General features: G+C 53.3%; 19 protein-coding genes. 3 read left to right on the forward strand and 16 right to left on the reverse strand.

From position 1 onward, the window contains the following. On the forward strand, nt 1-326 hold a 326-nt coding region (locus AC3B8H_RS09125), incomplete at its 5' end, for a TatD family hydrolase (RefSeq protein WP_488441277.1). A 360-nt stretch (nt 327-686) separates the two neighbouring features. Here the strand turns inward: AC3B8H_RS09125 and radC are convergent. From radC to AC3B8H_RS09150, 5 genes are all read right to left on the reverse strand, one after another. Next, nucleotides 687-1,160 (reverse strand): RadC family protein, encoded by a 474-nt coding sequence (gene radC, locus AC3B8H_RS09130; protein ID WP_488441278.1) that lies wholly within the window; start codon nt 1,158-1,160, stop codon nt 687-689. A 272-nt stretch (nt 1,161-1,432) separates the two neighbouring features. After that, a complete protein-coding gene (locus AC3B8H_RS09135; protein WP_488441279.1) occupies nt 1,433-3,028 on the reverse strand; it encodes a hypothetical protein in 1,596 nt (531 codons plus the stop codon). Between the two features lie 133 nt (nt 3,029-3,161). Beyond that, nucleotides 3,162-4,925 (reverse strand): DUF4942 domain-containing protein, encoded by a 1,764-nt coding sequence (locus AC3B8H_RS09140; RefSeq protein ID WP_488441280.1) that lies wholly within the window; start codon nt 4,923-4,925, stop codon nt 3,162-3,164. Between the two features lie 113 nt (nt 4,926-5,038). Further along, the gene (locus AC3B8H_RS09145) at nt 5,039-5,536 is read right to left on the reverse strand and encodes a hypothetical protein (protein WP_488441281.1); all 498 of its coding nucleotides are present in this window, start codon (nt 5,534-5,536) and stop codon (nt 5,039-5,041) included. Between the two features lie 153 nt (nt 5,537-5,689). After that, on the reverse strand, nt 5,690-6,352 hold the full coding sequence (locus AC3B8H_RS09150) for a hypothetical protein (RefSeq protein ID WP_488441282.1): 663 nt from the start codon (nt 6,350-6,352) through the stop codon (nt 5,690-5,692). A 164-nt stretch (nt 6,353-6,516) separates the two neighbouring features. Between AC3B8H_RS09150 and AC3B8H_RS09155 the strand changes: the two genes are divergently transcribed. Beyond that, a complete protein-coding gene (locus AC3B8H_RS09155; RefSeq protein WP_488441283.1) occupies nt 6,517-6,894 on the forward strand; it encodes a hypothetical protein in 378 nt (125 codons plus the stop codon). Here AC3B8H_RS09155 and AC3B8H_RS09160 read toward each other — a convergent pair. The 10 genes from AC3B8H_RS09160 to ssb all read right to left on the reverse strand — a co-directional run bounded on the left by AC3B8H_RS09160 (nt 6,872) and on the right by ssb (nt 16,424). After that, the gene (locus AC3B8H_RS09160; protein ID WP_488441284.1) at nt 6,872-7,408 is read right to left on the reverse strand and encodes a hypothetical protein; all 537 of its coding nucleotides are present in this window, start codon (nt 7,406-7,408) and stop codon (nt 6,872-6,874) included. The two genes, AC3B8H_RS09155 and AC3B8H_RS09160, sit on opposite strands and share 23 nt — an antisense overlap. A 348-nt stretch (nt 7,409-7,756) precedes the next feature. Then, nucleotides 7,757-9,577 carry a VWA domain-containing protein gene (locus AC3B8H_RS09165; protein WP_488441285.1) on the reverse strand — a complete coding sequence of 607 codons (1,821 nt, stop codon included), beginning with the start codon at nt 9,575-9,577 and terminating at the stop codon, nt 7,757-7,759. 84 nt (nt 9,578-9,661) lie between these two features. Further along, on the reverse strand, nt 9,662-10,852 hold the full coding sequence (locus AC3B8H_RS09170) for a DUF3150 domain-containing protein (protein WP_488441286.1): 1,191 nt from the start codon (nt 10,850-10,852) through the stop codon (nt 9,662-9,664). Between the two features lie 84 nt (nt 10,853-10,936). Further along, nucleotides 10,937-11,704, reverse strand: a complete 768-nt coding sequence (locus AC3B8H_RS09175) for a hypothetical protein (protein ID WP_488441287.1) — start codon at nt 11,702-11,704, stop codon at nt 10,937-10,939. A 2-nt stretch (nt 11,705-11,706) separates the two neighbouring features. Further along, the gene (locus tag AC3B8H_RS09180; protein WP_488441288.1) at nt 11,707-12,648 is read right to left on the reverse strand and encodes an AAA family ATPase; all 942 of its coding nucleotides are present in this window, start codon (nt 12,646-12,648) and stop codon (nt 11,707-11,709) included. 108 nt (nt 12,649-12,756) lie between these two features. Continuing rightward, nucleotides 12,757-12,969, reverse strand: a complete 213-nt coding sequence (locus AC3B8H_RS09185; protein WP_488441289.1) for a hypothetical protein — start codon at nt 12,967-12,969, stop codon at nt 12,757-12,759. A gap of 341 nt (nt 12,970-13,310) precedes the next feature. Then, nucleotides 13,311-14,312 carry a YqaJ viral recombinase family nuclease gene (locus AC3B8H_RS09190; protein ID WP_488441290.1) on the reverse strand — a complete coding sequence of 334 codons (1,002 nt, stop codon included), beginning with the start codon at nt 14,310-14,312 and terminating at the stop codon, nt 13,311-13,313. Then, a complete protein-coding gene (locus AC3B8H_RS09195) occupies nt 14,309-14,644 on the reverse strand; it encodes a hypothetical protein (RefSeq protein ID WP_488441291.1) in 336 nt (111 codons plus the stop codon). The genes AC3B8H_RS09190 and AC3B8H_RS09195 overlap by 4 nt, the downstream gene beginning before the upstream one ends. Before the next feature lie 95 nt (nt 14,645-14,739). Beyond that, entirely contained in the window at nt 14,740-15,780 is a 1,041-nt protein-coding gene (gene bet, locus AC3B8H_RS09200; RefSeq protein WP_488441292.1) for a phage recombination protein Bet, read from the reverse strand. A 143-nt stretch (nt 15,781-15,923) separates the two neighbouring features. Further along, nucleotides 15,924-16,424, reverse strand: coding sequence for a single-stranded DNA-binding protein (ssb, locus tag AC3B8H_RS09205; RefSeq protein ID WP_488441295.1), 501 nt, complete (start codon nt 16,422-16,424; stop codon nt 15,924-15,926). A 343-nt stretch (nt 16,425-16,767) separates the two neighbouring features. On the opposite strand from ssb, the gene AC3B8H_RS09210 reads away from it, so the two are divergent. Then, nucleotides 16,768-17,403: a hypothetical protein gene (locus AC3B8H_RS09210; RefSeq protein ID WP_488441293.1), complete on the forward strand. Its 636-nt coding sequence runs from the start codon at nt 16,768-16,770 to the stop codon at nt 17,401-17,403. A 151-nt stretch (nt 17,404-17,554) separates the two neighbouring features. On the opposite strand, the gene AC3B8H_RS09215 is transcribed toward AC3B8H_RS09210, so the two are convergent. Then, nucleotides 17,555-17,756: ubiquitination-like system serine protease family protein (locus AC3B8H_RS09215; RefSeq protein ID WP_488441294.1), on the reverse strand; the 202-nt coding region annotated here is incomplete at its 5' end.

The following is a 17,756-nucleotide window of genomic DNA, read 5'->3' on the forward strand; positions in this document are numbered from 1 at the left end:
ATTTCGGAACTGTGGTCATGCACTGGTTCTCTGGGAGCTTGGCCGAACTGAAGGCCGCCGCATCGCACGGGTGTTGGTTCAGTATCGGTCCGGCGATGTTTGAGTCTGCAAATGGTCGAGCTTTGGCAGCGGCGATGCCGCGCGACCGCGTTGTGCCTGAGAGCGATGGGCCTTTTGCGAAGGTCGCTGGCAAACCAATCATGCCTTGGAACGCCCTCCGAACCGCCGAAGGCCTAGGCCCGCTGTGGGGCCTTTCAAATGACGAGGCTGCTGAAGCTCTTGCCCGAAACGGATGCACACTCCTGCGCACAATGGACCGGGGCTAAGCACCCCTCTGCAGACCACCTCTCGCACCTGGCTTCTATTCGATTTCCTCCTAGACGAAGCCCCGACCTTCACTTCTGAGACGTCCAAAGTGCACCGAGCCGGCTGGAACGGCCACACAACCTGCAAGCGGACAGTCATGATCGTCTGCTCCTGGCCGTATCCTGACTCGCCAAGAGTTAGCCCCCCCAGAAACCAGAGCATGCTTAGCTACTAATTCTGGGGAGACGTGGGTTGTATCTCATTTAAAGCAGTCGTATCAATGTCGCCTCTTAGTTATCGATGGCGAATCCATTGTTCAACTTCGTTGATACATACGCCTGCCTTGGATACCGAGGAATAGTCCCGGCGCCATTAACTTTTCACAACAAGCCATGTTCAGCGAATGAATACACGGTTTCGCCGACGATGAAGTGATCCAGTACGCGAACGTCAATCAAGGCCAAGGCTTCTTTAAGTTTTGCTGTAATCACGCGATCGGCCTGACTAGGGTCGCTGATTCCGGACGGATGGTTATGCGCCATGATCAGAGCCGCGGCATTGTAGTGCATGGAGGCCTTGACAACTTCGCGCGGATACACGCTAGCGCCATCAATCGTCCCCCGGAATAATTCATCGCACGCGATGACGCGATGTTGATTGTCCAAGAACAGACACACAAATACTTCGTGCTCATACGGCGCCAATTTCAACTTGATACAGTCCTTCGCCTTGTCCGGACTGGTCAAGGCTTCGCCTCGACTGAACGTGCGGTTGTAGATCTGAATGGCCTCTAAGATGACATCCTGTTCATCGGCCATACGGTAACGATTATTGGTTCCTCGAATGAATAACATGGGCTTTCTCCCGTAATCTTAATAATTGGAGAAAGCCGTCCCCTTCCGGGGTGGACTTTCTCCGGAAGGGTTGTAAAAATATTCAAAGCCTCGTCAGCGATGTCTACCGACGTTGCCCGTCGGCAGAACACATTTCGCTAAAGAGGCTTAAGCTGACGCTATGTCTGCGTCAGGTGTTTTGGAATGCGTGCTTGTTAAGTGGTCGTTCGCCAGAAAACCCGCCAAAAGCCACGGGCTAAGGCAGCCGCAGCCATCGGTCCGATTGGTTTTGGCTACATTTCCGCAACGGTGACGACATCACCATCATTGCCGAGCACGATTTGAAAGGTCTTGGAAAACAGCGCCGGACAACTGCCAAATTTCGGCAGCAGTCGTTGCAATGCATCCGCCGGTTTATCCGCCGTGTTGGCCACCACGAAGTTATGAAAATCCCATTCATCGGCTTCCTTGGCGGATTCCATGAACGTATCCCATTCGTCGTAGTAGGACGATGCTTGGCAACCCACCAACCCGGATGATTCCCGACTGGGTACGATGAAGCAGTCCTGATCCTCGTCATAGACGGCATCGTTATCGATGTCGACAGACTCGCCATTCAGTGTTAACCGGTATTGTTCACAAAATACCGCCTGACCACTCACCCATTGCCCTGCAAAAAACGCGCGGTGCGTTTCGTTGACGATGTCCAGGGTGATGGCCGGTCCGTCCAAATCGACCAGGTACGAAAACAGCCAATGCCTGGCATCCAACCCCGGCCGAAACACCCGATAATCCCTGTGCCAAGCGAACATCCAGCGTAGCGCACCGACCTCATCGAGATCATCCAAGTCGGCAACTTTAACGAGGCCGTTTTCCACATCGCTTCGACTGACCGGTTGTGAAACCGTTGCCAAATTGACGCTGCTGCAACCTTCCCTGATCGGATAGTCCTGAATGATCGCCAATACCTGTTGGGGCAAGACCGGCACGTCATTCAGTAAATCCAGGCAGCGGTAAGTTTTCAGGGTGTTGTAGCCCTGTACAAACGCCACCGCCGACAGCTGGTTCTTGATCACTTCCAGGCGCTGCCTGGCTTCCCGTTGCAGAACGTGTTTAACCTCGGCAATCACCTGCGCTTCATCGATCAACTTATCCCGGTCCGGTAGCCGCGCGAAAAAGCGGCTGGAATCCAAGTGGATGACATGACCGGGGTCTCGTTCGTGATGACTGTGATAGACCGGTAAACCTTGCAGATACAGATGAAAATACTCCGATTGCTGCAACCAGTCTTCGCCCTGGGATAAACCATACAAATACAGCTCACCCAGTTCGGTCTCGATGAACGGTAATGTTGAATTGACCGCTCGCGGCCGATCCAGGCTGGCACCGTTAAAGCGCACGTCAATCGGAAATCCCCGTGCCAAACGACGCAACTGGGATTCAATCCGATCCGCTTCCGGTTTGAACTGGGTCAGCGTCAAACGCGTGATGCCTTTCCAGTCAACTGGCTCGATCGCAATCGGTTGGAAAGCCAATAGCTCAACCGTATCCACCGAAAATCGACCGCCTTTGCTGTCGACGCTGATGGCTTCGCAGGCAAAAATGGCTGACAAAAATCCAAGTCCAAACGGATGTTCCCGTTCGATGACCTCAACATCCCAGCCGGACTCTGCTACGGTGAGTAACGTTTTCAAACAGGCGATGCCGCAGCCATCGTCACACAACGTCAAGGTTCGAGCGTCTTCCGAATACTCGAAGCTGATGAACCTGGCGCCGGCGCGGCGGGCATTTTGCATCAACTCGCCCAGTACCGTGGTGGACTGGGTAAAGCTGAAGCGTAAGTTGTTGATCAATTTTTCGGGGTTTACCGATAATTGTGTGGTGTTCATGTGAGTTCCTCGAATAAAAAAGCCCCGAGGAAACGACACAGTCCAACCCCGACGGGGGAGAACGGATCATCTCCCCGAGGCGGGTAGTACTGGCTAGGCCAGTGGTTAAGTTAAGTCCCGGTCTAACACCGATTTACGATGCCATAGCCAGGTCTGTATCCAATGGTAGAGCCTCGGCCCATTCCAGCAAGCTGGATTCTTCGTTTTCCAAGACCGCATCGGGATCGATGCCTCGGCTGGCAAGTACCGTGCTCATCGCCTGGGTTAACAGGCGATGGCCTTTTTCCCGTTCCGACTCGCCGCCGTGCTTGATCGCCCAAAAGGGATCGAAATGGACATGCCGGCTACTGCGTGGACACTGCTTGTTCACTTCGGTGTGAAACGCCCGATCTAAGTTCTCTGCCTGTTCGAACTGCTGCCAGAAACCTTGTCCAGCTTGGCTTTCCACCGGCGGTAACCAGCGGCGCTGGCGACCGACCCAACGGTTCATGCGGTCGATCAAGGTTTTGCTTTTCGGAAAAAAGTGGATGGTGCCAACGCCCGGATAATAGCGAACGTCAAAATAACTGCCGCCAATCCGCTTGCCGACACGAAGCGCGTGAAAATGCTGCCGGAACACCGACACCAAGCTCACTTCCGCTTCGGTCTTGCCATCGAGCAAGGCAAAAACCTTGTCGAAATCCGCTAACAGCCGTTCCGACTCCCAGTTCAGACTACTATGGTACGACTCAACTTTGTGCCCTGGTAGAACGAAACGCGTGGTCTTGATCCGCATGCCCAAGGTGCGATGTTTATCATTGGATTTCCAGCCCATGTAGAACACCGCGTTATCGCTGACATAGCGGGTGATCAGATCAAACACATCGCACACCATGCTCAGTTGAATTTCACCTTGCTGATCGATGATGCCTTGCAGAAAGCCATAGATATTCGGCACGGTAAATTCCAAGGACTTCACCGCTTCAAAATCCGACTCCAAGCGTTTCTGCGCCGTCGATGACAAGCGCGAGGTGACCTGTGTCGAGCGTAAGATGCTGGCCCAGGCCCGATTCTTCAGATCATGATAGCGTTTGAACAGCGTCCGCTTCACCGCATCCGATGACGAGTCGTCTTCACTGCTGATACCACCACCGCTCAGTTCGCCGAGGGTTTTGCCCAGCATGGTTCGATACCGGCTGGCACGGGCTTCACTGACCACGGCCTGTCGCGCGGCTTCGACGGCGGCATTGAACATCAACACCGCGTTATCGATAAAGGCATTCGGCAAGGCCAACTCATGGGGCAGTTGAAACTCGCCCGCTAAATCGTCGGCCTCCCGACGATCCTGGCGCAAATCGTCCAGAATACTGCCGAGGATGTCCTGTTCGAACCTCGAAGTTTTTTTCAACCAGACCAGGGCCACGTCGACCGGCGTTTTGCGTTCGGCATCCTCGCCGGCGAACATTTCCGATAAAAACTCGACCTCGCCGTGCTGCTCGATCAACCGTACTAACAGCTGGCGTTCTTTCGAAAACGGATTGCGCACGGTTTCGGCATTGAGAATGGCGACGATTTCACCGTCGAATAAAATCTCCCAAGCCTTCAACACGTGTTTGGCGCCTTCGGCAAACGGCGGATTCATGATGATGTGAGAATAGACACTGCCGCTTTGAAACTGCAGAAAATCCATCCCCACCACCGCATAGCCTTCATCGCGCAGAACCGCGTGTTTGCGGATATCGATTTCAATGCAATCGATCGGCAAACGTTTACCGTACTGGTATGGCCCTGGACGCAGCAAATGTCCTTCGCCTGCTGAAGGCTCCAATACCCGCGCGAATTGCTGGTTCTTGAACATCGCCCAAGCTTTACGACTCAGTGCTTCTGGCGTGGGGTAGTATTGATAAGGGTCTGTCATGGTATTCTCCAAAGAATCCCCTGGCGACCGATTTATCCCTGGCGGGATAGAATCATCCCGCAGGGGTAGTGTGAAAATCTCGGCTTAACCGAGTGTCGAAATCAAACGGCGCGTCAGATCAACGCGAACCGCTTACCTTGAATGAAGTCCTGGTACTGCCAGGCTTCGGTTTTTACTTTGAACCGGGCATGCACGCTGCCGTCGATCCTGATTTCCCAGAGCAAGCGTTTAAGCTCACCTCTCACCAGTTCCACCTCGCCGACGCGAAAGTCTTCGTGTTGGTAAAGCACCTGGCGGGGACTGTCGACACGGACTATGCAGTGATCCAGTAATGCCGGACCGCCGATATCACCGGGTTCGATCAACAACGGCACTTTGATCGTGCCGGTCGAGCGGCCAATCCAGCCGATGACATCATGTTCATCGAGCCAGGACTGACCGGTTGTTGGATCGCCGTAATACAGCCGAATTTTGCGCCGGCTATGCCGAAGCTGTTCCAACAGCTCGACCACCGATTCCGGTGTGTCGGCGTGATAACAGGTGCCGGAGGCCAAACGCTGATAGTGGATGCAATGACCCGTGCTGAAGGTGTGTTCAAAGATTTGATTCATGATGTTGTCCTCAATGAAAAAACGGAAACATCACGATTCCCCAGCGGGAATAAGACATTCCCGTTTGGGTGGATAAAAATGAGTACCGAATCGGATGATTTGGCTAACTCAGATTTGTAAAAATTGCGTGCTTAAAATTTCAGTGCGCAGTTTTCAGGATTGGATGTCCAGTGCAGGTTTTCCCAAGGCTTGTAATGCCAGAGGGATTAACTGATCCAAATCCTCCCAATCGATACTGCCGCCGTTGGCTTCGCCTTGTTGATAGGCTTCAACCAATCCCCGGCAAACCCGCATGGCGGCTTGTTCCTGCTTCAATTGCCGTACCGAATGATCCGGGTCTGGCAACTGTGCAACGGCCACGCATTCCCAGGCTAGGCTTTCATCGCCCGACTCAAGGTACTCATCGGACAATGACGGCATGGCGGCGGTGTCATCCCAAATCGTGGCATCGTTGAATGCCTGTTCGGCAATCTGTTGCGCCGATTCGGGACTGTCCGCGGTGATACCCACCGACACCCGGTGCACGTAGTCGATTTCGTAAGAAACCACGAAGAACCGATTTACCCCCGTCGCCGTGACATTCGTTGAGTCGGGCTCTTCACCTGGCAATTCGGTTTCCGCCGATTCACCCGCGATCAATGCGCTTTCATAAGGCTCGATTTCCTTGTTGCAATCAGGGCACCGATCGTTACAGCCGCAATCCCAACCATCCTCCCATTCGGTTTGGCAGTAAGGGCAGCGGTACTGATTCAGATAGCGGACCGCGCTGATTTCGGCAGGGGTTGTGCCAGCGCTGGGTTGGTTGATTGTATTCATGGTCATGTCCTCCAAAAATTGCAGGAACGACCACCTGGCAGGATGGTGTTCCTGCTGGGATAAAACGCTGATTAAAGCCGAAATTCGGCTCGCACAGCGGGGTTGAATTCGCGCAAAATTCGGTATATGGTGACTAAAACTCACTAAAAAGCAGAGAAATAGCCATGTTTGACGATATTTTGCGTATTTTTGATTTCCTCAGTCCTAAGCAGACAGAAGAGAAGTATCCAAGTCGAAAACCGATGGCGATTCCGTTGGAGTGCAACGATCAATCCACCCCAATCTGCAAAAAATTATTTGCTGATTTGGACGCCGCCGAAGCGGAAGTCTTGAACGATATTGACGATCCAGAAATCGCTTGGACACTATTAAGTCGTATTCGCCAACTCAGGCGAGAGAGCCAACACGATCTTTCGGCTTTGTTGCCATCAGATTTATTGCGGACTCAATTTGACCAACCCATCAACAGAAGCCCCGTCCGTATCGTCAAAACACAAACGGGTACTCAGTGGTCGGTTTTCAATGGCGGGCAAGCTCATTAGCCTCAATCACCAGGCCATTGCCAGACTTGAGAGCAGTCCTTAATTGACGCACAGGATGGGATGATTTGGCTAAATCATCCTCCACCAGTGAAGCAGGTTTTTTCGAGCGTTTTGTCCGTTTACCGGCTTTCGGCACATCTAAAGCTGCTATTGGTCTGACTTTTTCCAATTCCAGTTGCAACTTGGCGATTTGAATATCGGCTTTGATCAGTTCCATGGTTTTGGTTTTTACCTGCAACTCCACGTCCAACCGATCAACTTGCCGATTGGAGCCTGAGTTGCGACTATGAATTTCCTGACGCACAGAATCCGACATAGCCAACCAATCCCTGTCCTCGCGGCTACGTGGCATGATGACCGGTAGCCGTTTACTTGCCAAACGCTGCGCACGATAGCGGTGCAACACTTGAGTCGAATTTTTCAACACACCCAGTAGTTGCAACGCCGTTGCCCAAATCACCCGCAAGGCGAGGATAAACATAGCCAGTAAGATGACGCCGAAAATAAAGTTCATTGAAGTTCTCCTTTGAAAATTTAAGAAAATACTTCGAATGAACAGCGCCCGGCCGGGCGATGGTCGCCCGAAGCGGGTTTTAGATTTGCAGTAGCGAATACCACTGCGCTTTACATCGGGCTTAACGCACCCGACACGATCACGGTTTAACGTGCTCGCCGCCTGAAGACGGAACGCCGACCGAAGTCGGATTCAGCATTCATCAAAGAACGCATGAAATGTCTGTTTGTCGAATGGGCTCAAGTAAGTGAGTGCATTCGACAAACGGCGGTTGCAATCAGTTACCCATAGCCACAATCCAAGGCAGTAAGCTAAGGATTGGGCTACGGATAATTGACTGGCCGATACTTACGCCGCCAACAACACCGCTTTCGAGAGTTCGAACAATTGCGCTCTTAGCTCCGATAGATCGTTAATAGTGATAGCAATCGGGAATAGATGGCTGACATCCAATCCCAAGCCAACACCGACGGTTTCAATGCCACTATCGCGACAACGCTGTAACAGTTCCAGCGTGCTCAATGTATCGTTGGGCTGACCATCGGTCATCACCATCAACACTTTGCGCGGTTCCCGGCATCGCAGCAGTGACGCCGCACCAAACCAAATAGCTTCAGTCATCGGCGTACTGCCGGTAGCGGCCAGCGAAAAGGCACCGGTTCGGGTATTGACGCGTTGACCATGCTCAAGCAGACGGAACACCGAGTCATCTTGATGGCCTGGAAACGCGGTCACTCCAGGATTAACCCCAGGAATGCTTTCAAAGGCCAACGCCAGCGCCAAGGTGGCTTCCAACGCAATCGGCATTCGCGATCCAATGGGCTGACCGTGGCTATCGGTGACCTGATAACCCATGCTTTCGGATTTATCGAGTAGCAAATGAATCGCCGTATTCGGTGCCGCTTTGGTCTCTTTGCGCTGAAACAGCTTGGTTTCACCGAGTGGTAAGCGGTGTAAACGCTTGCCATCCATCCGCCGTCCACGACAGGCATGTTGTGAGCGGTTGAGGGTTTGCGACTGCACCAGTCCTTGCAACGCGGCGCGGATTTTTCCTGATTCGCCTTGCACCTTGCGCAGTAAAAACGCACCGGCCTGATCGTCCATAGGTGGCTCGAGGCCACTGGGCATCAGCAATTCCGAACCATTTTCCGCCGCCAACGACAATGCCGATTTCAATGACTCGAATAAATCCTGCTCAATGTCACTGTCACCAGCGGACAACAGGGTTTGCAACACGCCCATCGGATCGGCAATCTCCGCGTTATTTTCATTTTCACCTTGCGGGTTGGATGAAGAACTGTCGGATGGCGTTGCCGGTTCATCGTCAGAATCTTCCGGATCCGACGTATCATTACCCCCTGGTTTAGACGATGATTCGTCATCAGTATCGTTGGGCAATCGTTCATCGGCTTCCACGTCATCCGAGGAATCCGGGCCGTCCGTATTATTAGAACTGGCTGGTTCAGCATCCTGATCGGTATCATCCGGTTCAGGCGACGTTTCCTCATCTGCCGATTTCTGGGCCTGATTACGCTGTCGTTGTTGTTCGAATTCCTGCTCAATCATGGTCAGGATGCGATCAGTCAACTGCAGACAATCGGATTCCGATTGCAAACCCTGCGGCACTTCTGACAGCAAGCCTTTCAGGCGCGTTACCGCACCTTTCGGAAATTTCGCTTTCAATGCCGCTTCAGTTTGCTCGACCAATGGCAATAACGCCGATTGACCCAACACCCTGGCTCGCAGACTTTTCAAGACATAGCTGTACAGAATATTGGCCGGATGATCATCAATGCTGTTGGCCACAAAGTCGCCTTTAGCAATCATCTTTTCAATCACCGTGCGTATTGTCAGCCGCGTGCCTGGAAAGTCCTTGGCCAGTTCGTGCTCGATGCGGACATCTTCGATGGCACCGCATAAGCGCCTGCGTAATACCGAATGCCCAAAGCGCAGCGTAAAATCCGAATAACGAATATGCGCCGCCTCGTGGGCCAACAGTCCCCAGGCGTAATCCTGATAATCCGCATCGTCGCCCTCATAGGCTGGCAGCCAAATGGTTTGGCCATCGGTTTCGGCTTTATCACCGCCGACACTGACTTTGACGCCAAAGCGATTGCCAATGGCCGCCGCGACGATGGGAAATGCGTTGTGTAAGGTTCTATTTTTCATGGTGTGCTCCAAAAATTGGGGCAAACCACGGCCCCAGCGGGACATGAATTTGCCCCAGTGGGTGAAGTGTTAAATGGCGTAGGATCAGAACCAGTAATCCTGGTCGGAATCGTCCGCCTCCTCATCGTCTCCTGCCGTCACCGTTGCCGGTTCCGCTGTGTTTTCCGAGTGTTCGTATTTAGCCGCATCGCTATCGGTTTCCAAATTGGATTGACTTTTATCCAGCAAAACCTCCAACGCCCAGTTATCGGATGCCGATTCCACTTCGAGCTCATCGTCAAAGATGCCATCAAACAGATCGGTAAAATCAGGGCTGTCTGCAGCGCTCTCAGCGATGACGGGTGTCGGCTCTGTTGGTACGACGAGTACTGCTGGTGGCTTGGACTCCGCGTATTCGATGACTTCTTCAGTCTCATCAACAACTGGCAATTGAGTCGCCAACAAGCCTTCACCGTGCCGCCGGGTTTTATCCGGATCGGACAACAGCATCGCCGTGGCCAAAATCTCCTGCAAAATGCTGCCTTCAATTGCACCTTTGTTGGGAATTCTCGCCAGAAGATCGTCAATGGTGCTGACGACCGGAGCGACCCGATGATCCAGAAAACCTAGCCCATCGAGCTTGTCTCGCATCCGGCGAATCGGCCGTAACGCATTCCGCGTCACTTGCTCCTTGCCAAGCAACGATTGCTCGATGAGTTGATTGGCTTCCACGGAGATTTCGTAGAACATCTGCTCACTGAGTGAACCGATTTTGCTGTCGAGACGCGCGACATCTGCTGGCGGTAAGCTTTCGGGTAACCCGACACTGACCACCAGAAAATCAAACGACAACCGCGTCGAGACAAACTCCACCGAATCCACAGCTTGTTCGATGATGTCGGCAAACTCCGGATGGCGAACCACCCAATCCGTCACCGCCGCATCGTAACCGGCAATAAACTCTGTTTTAGCCGCTGCAAAATCCAGGGCGATGCGCTCGAGTTCAGCGGTAATACTGACTGCGGACTCAACCGGCACGGCAAAGCCACCCAGAAAGCGGGTGCCGACGCGTAAACAAATGCGTTCGGCTTCCTTCTTCAGACGGTTGAACACCGTCAGCTTATCGGGATCGAGCAAACGTTTGGAACCCAGGCTGGCTAAATCCTCCGGCGGCAATTTGCTACCATCGGCCAAAACTAGGTCCTCTTTTTTCAGTTTCTTGCGGGCGCCGTAGATATTGGCTTCGACTTTCACCAAGACCACGCGGTCCAAGATAATTTGCGTTTCATGAGACATGGGAACCTCCTAAAAAGTAGAGGGCACACCCATCCCCGCGGGGCCGATGTGCCCCTGTCGGGTTAAATGAAAATAACAAACCGGTTAAAACCAGCAGTCGTCCGTGTCGGACATGGCCGCTGCCAGATTTAATCGGGGTTTGAGCAGACCTAGCACTTCTGCGGTGTCCCGGATGCTGTCAAGATCAGTGCCGAAAAAAGCCAGCACGTCCTGTTCAACTTTCAGATCGACCGAGAGGTCTCGGGCAGTTTCGGTGGCAATATCAATCGCCACGCCTTTAAAGCCTTTTGTTTTCAGTGCCAGTAAATACAGCCACGGCAAAACACCATGGGCTGATTTGATCTGACCACTGAGTTCAAAGGTTTCGGCATTGAGGGTGGCATCAATGAATTGTTGCCAGCCATTCCATTCCTGTTCAGGTGTAGCATTACAATTCGACATGGATTGGATAACCCCGATCAGTCGCCTGACCTCGATACCCAAGTCCACTCGGACAGCTCGCTTTGCATGGCAATTAATGGTCCAATACAAGGACTCGACTGGCTGTGCCGGCACAGACACGGGATTTTCATCAGATTCAGGCCATTGTGATGATGTAGCCGAAGTCTTACCCGGAAACACCACATTGCCGTTCACATCAATATCCACCTCGCCGACCAACACATAGCCTTTGGCCTGTTTTTGCTTTTCGATGTCATGCTGCTTAACGCCGTATCGGTTGCTAACGCCCGGCAAAGTATCTGCCGTTTTCCCCCAACGCGTCGTAATCGAACCATCCGAATTACTCCTGACTGCCCAGTCCTTGGAGCTGCCGTCAGTATTACGATGACGATATAAATTCCAGGCTGCCATGCTTAAACCGTCCAGTCATCGCCAAACACATCTTTGGCAATGCGATGAATCGCTTCGCGTTCGGCGGGTTCAGCTCGAAAGGTCAAAGCCCTGTCCAAGGAATACGCCAAGGCATTAGGCGCACTTTTGAAGGTCGCCACCAATGTTGCCCAGCGCATCAAACCACGGGTCGATAAGGTCACCGACAACATGCCGCCGCCATCCGTGCCGCCGATGAAGACTTTACGAATCTGATTGGCGACTTTGATCATGCTTTCGCGCACCGTTTCCGGCATGGTTGGCACCACGTCGGCCAGCAGCTTCATTTCGTCTTCCGGTTCGGGGTAACCGACTTCCATCAAACGAAACCGATCCAAAAACGCCAAGTTTTGCCGCAACACCCCTTGGTACAAGCCCGATTGATCACCCGATCCGGCACTATTGCCGGTGGCGACCAAGCGAAACTTGGAATGCGGAGTAATCACATCGCCGGTTTGCGGAATTGTTAGAGGTTTCCCTTCGACGATTTCATTCAAGCCGATTAACTCGGCCGGATCAATGGCATCGATTTCGTTGATCAACAGCACGTGTCCCAGGCGAACTGCCAAGGTCAATGGACCATCGATCCACTTCATCGCGCCGCCGTCGACCAGCATGTACTGGCCGAGCAGATCATTAAGTTCCAATCGACCGTGACCGGTGACCGAATGCACGCCCCAATTGAGACGCGCCGCAATTTGCTCCAACAGCGAGGTTTTTCCAGAACCGGTCGGACCGGTCAGGTATAAGCCATCGCCATTGTGTGCGCTTAAAAACGCCAACACATCGCGCAAGTGATCCTTACGAAACACATAGGGCTTTTGCGCCGGTACATAGGCGTTTTGCCCAGATTTAAAACCTTCGACTTTCATGGAGGCAGGGGCTGCAATGCCGAAGGTATCGGCAATCGAGTAGGATTGATACATGGTGAACTCCTCGAGGACTAGCCTCAAATGACAAGGGGCACACCGCCCCGAGGGGTGATGAGCCCCATCGGGTGATTAAAACCCTGGCAAACCAGGGTCGATAAAAAATTAACGTAACTGCATGACGCAGTACATCGCCCATTCGGCGCGGGCCAACAGCTCCCGATCCATCAAGCGCAGGATACGCTGAATGTCGCTTCTCAAACCGGGATCCGAAATTTGACGGTGCATCTCCAGCAGTAACCGCTTTTTGGCCTGGATGTCGTTGCTATGGGCAACGTTCAACCAGCCGTTCAAGGTTTTCCAAAAGTCGTGATTCATAGTGACCTCCTTCAATAGAAAAAAGGGGTCATCGAGTCCCGTGAGGGTGATGAACCCCAACGGGACGAACTAAACACACCAGGCTTGACGCACCTGGCACACGAAGCAAACGCTCATGCCGCTTAACAACGGAACGCCGGTCGAAACCGGATTCGGGATTCCACGAAGGGAATGCCTGAACGATGCGGGTTTTGGGTTGGACTTTTTTATAAGCCCAGCCTAAAACCGACACGCCTAAACTGAAGGATTCCATGAGATGTCCGGTGTCAACACTCTTAGCCGACCGTCTTCAATGAACATCCCGTAACCACTAGGGTTACAGGATGTCTTGAAACGAACCCTCAAAACCAAGAGTCCACACCCGCCAGGTCTTTCAAGGCTTGGGCATCGAACGGCACTTCGGCATGTTTGCCGTCGTCATCCCGGCAGGTCACACGAACGCGCGTGGCAGACGGTTTACGATAGCGTTCCAGTGCCGCAGCCTGAACATCCGGTTGCAAGGCTTGCAGTGCCGCCTTGTAATCAATAGCACCCTGGCTTTGAAAACGGCTGATGCGAAGACCGGAATGCTCCGCCGCCACATAATCACCCATTAGCAATACCAACGATTTTTCAATCGCCGCCTGATTAGCCTCCAAGGTGGCTAGCTCCGCTTTCAAATCCGTGATTTTCACGGCACGATTGCGATAACTCGCCGCCAGTTGTTGCCATTGCGCTTCCGCATCACCTTTGGGTAAGTACAAATCGCGTTCGGGATCCTTGTGTGGTTCCTTTTTCGATTTCACCGCCGACCAGAAGTCCATTGCTGACTCGACTAGGGCGGTGAGAAATCTCTCATCGCGCTGAATCTCGAATTCCACATCCTGGCCTTGGTGGTAGAAAAACAAAAAGCCGCGCTGCGCTTCGGATACCAGCAATTGCTGTTGCACCTGGCACCAATACAACTGATAGGCCTCGGACGCTTCCCGATTCAACAGCACATCCAAAAACGTGGTCTCGTGCGGACATTTGATTTCCACGGGCTCATTCGCGTCGGACAAGCCGTCGAACGAAGCCCGCATCAAGGGATACTGTTCCGACTCGCCGCACAGCGGCAATAACATCAGCTCGTGTTTATCCTCGAAGCGTTGCAAAGCCTCGGGCTCTTGCTGTATGCCAGCGCGGATCAACGGGTTGTTGTCCAGACTGGCTTCCAGCACCAGGCCGATTTTCTCGGCCCAGAGCCGCCACGGGGTTTTGTACGGCGAGCGGTTCATGACGATGGCAGCTTCGCTGGCACTCACGCCTAGCAATCGCCACCGCCGCCAGGCATCAGAACGTTGCGAAACGTCGACGACCTTCATCGCGAAAATCCGGTCAACTGTACCTGGCAGCCGAAGCGCACCGTCTCGATGCCGAGCTTGTGCAACTGGGTCTGGCAACGCCGGGCCCAATGGCCATCGCCGAACAGCAACAGCAGTTCGTCTTGCGCCGGCAGACACACACCGCCAAAACTCTCGGCCAGTGTCGTCAGCTCCGGCTGGCTCATGGTTTGCGGATTGGGTTCGTTGCCCTGGGGGCGCCAAAGGCGTTCCAGAAAGCCCCGGCCATGACGGCGTAACACGGTGGGTGAATCGTAACGTTGCCAGTCGGTATGACAGGGCACGCGGTTTAATGATTGATCGTTTGTGCTCATGACCTCTCCTGATAAAACAAGAGCGTCATGTCTTACCCCGTGGGCGAATCATGACGCCCTCGTGGGTGGTTAAAGAATTTGGGATTGCAGCGCTTCTACGCCGCGTGCCCAAGGGTTTGACGGGCCTGACTCATCGCCATGTCTTTCGCGGACAAGGGTGGCATGCCAGTGTTTTCGGTTTGTTCCAGGGCTTGTGTTGCCTTGGGTTCGACCTGCGATACCTTGTCCAACTCGGCCAACGCAAAGGTCAGGTCGATGCCTTTGAACTTCTGGTGGGCATAGTCGTAGGCTGCTTTCCAGGCACCTGCCGCCTTGGTACGACGTACCAATTCCGCGACGGCCTTTTGCACCTTGGGATGGATTTGCGACACGTCGATAACCTGATGCGTGTGCTCGGGTGATTCAGCAAACCGATCACCTGCATTGCCTTCCCATACGGTGGCTTCGCCATCAATGACGGTAGCGTCGGTGAGGTCGTCGAGCGTTTTGCCATCCATTTCCTCGGCGGCATAGCCGCATTCCTCAGGAAAGGCTGCGCGCAAGGACGCCGCTTTACCGCATTTGGCCAATTGCCCCTTGGGGCGTTTGATCCACATGGTGGTCGGCACTTGCGAGTTTTTACCACCGGCTGTGCTATAAGCCTCCAGCCAGTAAACCTCCTCGGTAAAGGCGCAGCGTTTGCCGCCGACGATCCGGTACACAGTAACCGCGACCCATTCTGGAAAGGTCACGGTGACACTGGATTCCTGCCATTGCTCGTTGTCGTCCTTGTAGCGACCGGTAAAGGTTTTGGTGATATCCGGTCCCCAGATGGGTCTGTCCATGCCGGCCCAAACACCAGTTCGGGATGCGGTAGTCTGAATTTCCATGATGGACGGCCAGACGGTTTCGACATTACGGCCTAAAGCGGCACTCCACATTGGCACGATATGCACCGGCTTTTTGAAGATGTCGAGCTTGCGAGCCTTGCAATAATCCAGCGCCATCAGGATGGCTTCCGAGGTTTTGGCGGCCGGAAAGGTGACTTCGGTCAATACTTTCCAGGACTGTTCTGACAGGCCGTAGCTTTGCTGAACAACAGCAGGCATCGGTAGGTCGCGGGTTTTGGGTAAGGTGTTGCGGTTGTTTTGGCTCATGGTGGGTCTCCTTTAATAAAAAAAGGGAACGCCATCGCCCGCCGGGGAATGGAGTTCCCCAGGGGGTTGAAATACCGAAACCGGAAACGGGTCGGCGGTGTAACCGTTAAACCAACGAACGCCGATAATCGGCGCGCCAGAGTTTAATGGATGGGCATATCGCTGTATTCATCATCCCAGTCGGCGTCCTCAGGGGCTGCTGTCGATAATGACGAACTGTTGGCGGCTGCCGGTGCGTTAGGGCGATCCAGCATCTGCAATTCAAAGGCGGCGATTTCGGTACGGTACCGCTTATCGTTCGCCTGGCCCCATTGCTGGGTGCGCAAACGGCCTTCGATGTAGATCTGGCTGCCTTTGTGTAAATACTGCTCGGCGGTATCGGCGAGTTTTTTGAAAAACACCACCCGATGCCATTCGGTCCGCTCCTGTTTGCCGTTTTTAGGATCGTTCCAGACTTCGCTGGTTGCCAAACGGACAGCGACGACTTTGCCGCCGTTGTTCGGCATGTAGCGAACGTCCGGATCGGCGCCGAGCCGGCCCAGCAAGATGGCTTTGTTCACGCCGCGATTGGCCATGATGACATTCCTCCTGTCGGCCGCGCCCGACTCAACAATGACAATACCCTGCGGCGCGGCGATGGGTATGCCGGAACGCCGAATCCCCGCGGGAATCGATACGCCCGGCAGGGTAAACACAATCAATAGTCACATCAGGCTTGACGCACCTGACACGCCGATGGAAATCCACCGTCGCCGCTTAAAAACGGAACGCCGACCGAAGTCGGATCAAGGTGATCATGAAAGACCAGCCGAGAAAGTTTGGGAAGAAGCGGAAGGCTGAAGGCCAGCCGTTTCTGTTGGCGGGTATTGAAGCAGAGATTTTTTGAAGTGTTCTTGCAGCTGATGACGAATTCGCCGTCGTCTGCGGAAAGGCCTTAAAGAATTTGGCATACGATCATGAACCATTCGTCCACATCAGGAAACGGTCATGTCCGAAGCAGCTCCACAGCCTAAACCATCCTCGCGTCGAGCCATCAGTCGTCCGATATTCGAGCGCACGTTTAGCATCAACAGCGAACAAGCCATTAGGGTGATTCGTGATAGCTATCATCGACTGATGGTTTCCTTGTATGCGATTGACGTGATCCTGCGCATCATCGGCAGAGAGGAAACGGTCGATGAAATCGAAAGCATTGTCAGTCAGATGATTACCGAATGCGCCGAGCAGCTGCAGCAGGAAAAACTACGGTTGGAAAAACTCAAGGCCGACAACGGCATTACTGAAACACCGACCTATACGCACCCCAGGGAATTTGTTGCCAAGATTGCCTCGCCGCAGACTGCGCAATTCGTCGAGTTGATTCGATTGCTGGATCAATTGATGATCGTGATGGACACATTGTGGCTGTGCCAGGTTATCTCCAACAAACATTGCATTGCCGCACGCCTAGAGTGGCAGCAACGGTTGCAACGGTTAGCCAATAAAATTGTGACGATGGAACGGCATGCGCATCGGGCGGCGTATGAGCAGGGGCATGGTGATGAAGTACGGTTAGCACGGCAAGAATCGGGTCTGCAACTAGAGCCGGAAACCCTTGCCGAAGGCGAATCCGTGACCGATTAAAGGAATTCATCGCAACACGCCGAGATGGATAGCACAAGATGACCACCAAACCGGTTTATCCGAACAGGAGCTTGGAACTTGGCACAATTCCTGGAATGAGAGAGTTGCGAAATTGCGCCAAGCCAACGAGATTCTGCACAAGGTGTCCGCTTCAGATGGTATTTTTCTTTCCGCTATCGGCACACCATTCAACCATTCCACTCTTGATCCAAAAATGACATCGGCAATCGTTAAGTTGGTTGATCGACGGCGTCACAGTTGGTCGGAGAAGCCAATCTAGTGATGTAAGCCAGCGTGGTCGGCGAGAAGGATTTAGTGATAATTGTAGTTTCTCACCACAGCCACCTGGGCAC

The sequence above is a fragment of the Methylomonas sp. BG-2 genome (assembly GCF_057766305.1).

Coding starts and splice junctions, on each gene's coding strand:
- bet (WP_488441292.1), bottom strand. CDS start 15,780: ATGAGCCAAAACAACCGCAACACCTTACCCAAAACCCGCGACCTACCG.
- AC3B8H_RS09170 (WP_488441286.1), bottom strand. CDS start 10,852: ATGTCTCATGAAACGCAAATTATCTTGGACCGCGTGGTCTTGGTGAAA.
- AC3B8H_RS09195 (WP_488441291.1), bottom strand. CDS start 14,644: ATGAGCACAAACGATCAATCATTAAACCGCGTGCCCTGTCATACCGAC.
- radC (WP_488441278.1), bottom strand. CDS start 1,160: ATGTTATTCATTCGAGGAACCAATAATCGTTACCGTATGGCCGATGAA.
- AC3B8H_RS09155 (WP_488441283.1), top strand. CDS start 6,517: ATGTTTGACGATATTTTGCGTATTTTTGATTTCCTCAGTCCTAAGCAG.
- AC3B8H_RS09160 (WP_488441284.1), bottom strand. CDS start 7,408: ATGAACTTTATTTTCGGCGTCATCTTACTGGCTATGTTTATCCTCGCC.
- AC3B8H_RS09150 (WP_488441282.1), bottom strand. CDS start 6,352: ATGAATACAATCAACCAACCCAGCGCTGGCACAACCCCTGCCGAAATC.
- AC3B8H_RS09175 (WP_488441287.1), bottom strand. CDS start 11,704: ATGGCAGCCTGGAATTTATATCGTCATCGTAATACTGACGGCAGCTCC.
- AC3B8H_RS09140 (WP_488441280.1), bottom strand. CDS start 4,925: ATGACAGACCCTTATCAATACTACCCCACGCCAGAAGCACTGAGTCGT.
- AC3B8H_RS09180 (WP_488441288.1), bottom strand. CDS start 12,648: ATGTATCAATCCTACTCGATTGCCGATACCTTCGGCATTGCAGCCCCT.
- AC3B8H_RS09185 (WP_488441289.1), bottom strand. CDS start 12,969: ATGAATCACGACTTTTGGAAAACCTTGAACGGCTGGTTGAACGTTGCC.
- AC3B8H_RS09145 (WP_488441281.1), bottom strand. CDS start 5,536: ATGAATCAAATCTTTGAACACACCTTCAGCACGGGTCATTGCATCCAC.
- AC3B8H_RS09210 (WP_488441293.1), top strand. CDS start 16,768: ATGTCCGAAGCAGCTCCACAGCCTAAACCATCCTCGCGTCGAGCCATC.
- AC3B8H_RS09135 (WP_488441279.1), bottom strand. CDS start 3,028: ATGAACACCACACAATTATCGGTAAACCCCGAAAAATTGATCAACAAC.
- AC3B8H_RS09165 (WP_488441285.1), bottom strand. CDS start 9,577: ATGAAAAATAGAACCTTACACAACGCATTTCCCATCGTCGCGGCGGCC.
- AC3B8H_RS09190 (WP_488441290.1), bottom strand. CDS start 14,312: ATGAAGGTCGTCGACGTTTCGCAACGTTCTGATGCCTGGCGGCGGTGG.